Here is an 805-nt window from a genome sequence, read left to right on the forward strand (position 1 = left end):
TCTACGCTTTTGAAGGTGAAGTTTATAATATAAAAAAAACAATCCCTTCTGTCATGTATCCACGATTAAAACAATCCCTTCTGTCATGTATCCACGATTAATGCAGCCTTAGATGCTTCAATTGTGAATTATAGTATTGAGCAAAAGGTTTTTACCTATGGTTCCCGTATTACAGATCAATCCTACTACACTAATACAATATACGAATAGGMGGCATAGGGGAAGAAGCACTACRYCKAGRAATCAACAACACGAAAACTTTCTTAAAAATGATTCCCTTTCTTCTTCTTCGTTGGGATTGGGACTAAYWARAATGGTTGGRACAAYAAACATCCATCTCGTTCGTAYTTTGGATACCCRTATAACCATYGAAGACYGTTGAAGTGACTAATTCCTGGAAAYTWRGGGGCGTTGAGRACAAAGAAATTKTTRGAGTTWCCTTTTTTATTTTTATCTAGYAYSAACMYRCTTGRTRGTAAGAAAAGATCTTTTGCARGAAGGTTGGCTAGRGATTTCTTGTAAAAACATTAGCCCCGCTTAGTTCATAATGACATCCTAAAGGAGGAGCCGTTATTTTCATTATGCACCTAAAGGAGGAGCCGTATGAGATGAAAATCTCACATACGGTTCTGAAACGGAGAGTTCGTTAAAGCGAATGACGACCGTAACGGATGTCGGCTCAATCTGAAGGAAATTATGCGGAAGCATTACAGAATTATTATGAAGCTATGCGACTAGAAATTGACCCCTATGATCGAAGTTATATACTCTATAATATAGGCCTTATCCATACAAGTAATGGGGA

1 pseudogene is annotated in these 805 nt (G+C 37.3%); it reads left to right on the top strand.

The annotated features are described in order from the left end of the window. Nucleotides 1–671 precede the first annotated feature (671 nt). Nucleotides 672–805: pseudogene (locus tag D0S45_20585) on the top strand (photosystem I assembly protein Ycf3).

Origin of the sequence: Marinifilum sp. JC120 (assembly GCA_004923195.1) — a bacterium.
Taxonomy (GTDB): Bacteria; Desulfobacterota; Desulfovibrionia; order Desulfovibrionales; family Desulfovibrionaceae; genus Maridesulfovibrio.